The organism is Parashewanella curva, from assembly GCF_003675895.1.
Lineage (GTDB): Bacteria > Pseudomonadota > Gammaproteobacteria > Enterobacterales > Shewanellaceae > Parashewanella > Parashewanella curva.
Window position 1 is genome coordinate 1 of the sequence record NZ_ML014936.1, and the last position, 1,536, is coordinate 1,536.

At 42.5% G+C, this 1,536-nt stretch carries 1 protein-coding gene; it reads right to left on the reverse strand.

The genetic code is table 11. From position 1 onward, the window contains the following. Positions 1-18: 18 nt before the first annotated feature. A complete protein-coding gene (locus D5018_RS21295) occupies positions 19-1,446 on the reverse strand; it encodes an IS4 family transposase (protein ID WP_121840970.1) in 1,428 nt (475 codons plus the stop codon). Between the last annotated feature and the right edge of the window lie 90 nt (positions 1,447-1,536).

Below are 1,536 nucleotides of genomic sequence, written 5' to 3' on the forward strand. Positions count from 1 at the left end.
CTGTCTCTTGATCAGATCTCAAAGCAGCTCACCATCTGCTAGCATTTCTTTCGCTACTCGGTATCCTACTACATAAGATTGAAGCGTATCCCAACCTTCCCATATCGTTTCCCAGCCAGCAATGCCTGTTCGCTTCGTATCTGTAAATCCACCCAACTTAGCCAATGATTGATAAGCCCATTTCAAACTCGGTACATCTTTACCATTCCAGCCTCTAGGCTTTTTCATCTTCATTAATAGCTTCCATTCATCTTCATCAAATACGGTTTCACAACTCTGGCTTTCGAGCTCATTCGCCGCATCGACTAACCCTTTCTTTCGTAAGTAATAGGGAATCGTTATTGCCTCTCTTAGCTGCAATAAGCGTATGCCTATAAATGCACAAATTGAAACGGCTCTTTCTAAATTCCTCGGCTCAGCCATTCTTTGTCGTTCTGCACCTGCACCCGTTTTCCAAGCTTTATGGAAGTCCTCAACTCTCCATCTTGCTGTATAAATATCAATAACATGTAAAGCTTCTGATAAGGTTTCTATTGGCTCTGTTGTCAGCAGCACCCAGCGTAAAGGCTCCATATCTTTCTTTGAGGTTGTCTCTTGAGCATAAACTACATTAATTGGCTGCATTTCATCTTTAGACTTCAGAGTAACCGCTGCAACTTTTACCGATAATTTGGCTTTTCTGGCCTTTCTATTAACAGGTTTACCTTTACTGTCTTTCATTCCTTTTTGTGGAATATCGACGGTGTATGCTCCTAGTTCTGGTTGCGACTCTAGGTATTCAAACAGCGGTAGCTCAGAATCAAGGATTTTTCTATTGTGCTTGGCTCGCACAACAAATCGCTCATTATGTGATTGCTTGTCTTGTAGGTAACTTTGAATATCTGCTTCTCTATCGCAAACTGAAATCACTCGAGACATGGTGTCACCTAAGCGCTGACGGCAAAAGTGTGAGGCATCTGCCCATTTACCACTTTCTTTTTCATCTGCATCTTCAGGATTGTCAGGACGACACCACCAATCTTGATGAATTAGCCCAATCGTTTTAGTTGTGAATCCATCCAGCAAAAGTGTTGAGTGAACCCACCATCCACGGGCTTTGTCTTTCACGCTTCCTAACTTCCCTAAATCGGAGGCAACTTGATGTTTATAACTCAGGGAGGTGGTGTCATCTATAGCTAAGATTTCTGGATATGATTGAGCCAGCACGGCAGTGTGCTCAAACCCAGAACAGCGGATCACCTCTGGTGAAACAGAATCATTACGTATCAACCTGTATGCTCCTTCTTGCTTAGCTTCACTCCCTTGGCATGATAGAGCGATTGACTTGCCACTACAACGAGCCATATCCGCAGCTGTTTCTATAAGACGTTTTGTTCTTCGAGAATCACCAGTATTGGCTTTTTCAAAATGCTCTTTTGACCATTGTTCAGTGTTGAAAATCGACATATTTTTGCTGGTTGGTGTAGGGAATTTTCTGATCAGATCAACGAAACCCTGATAAGTTCAACCAAGTTAGGATTTGTGTAGAAGAGTCAG

Coding starts and splice junctions, on each gene's coding strand:
- D5018_RS21295 (WP_121840970.1), bottom strand. CDS start 1,446: ATGTCGATTTTCAACACTGAACAATGGTCAAAAGAGCATTTTGAAAAA.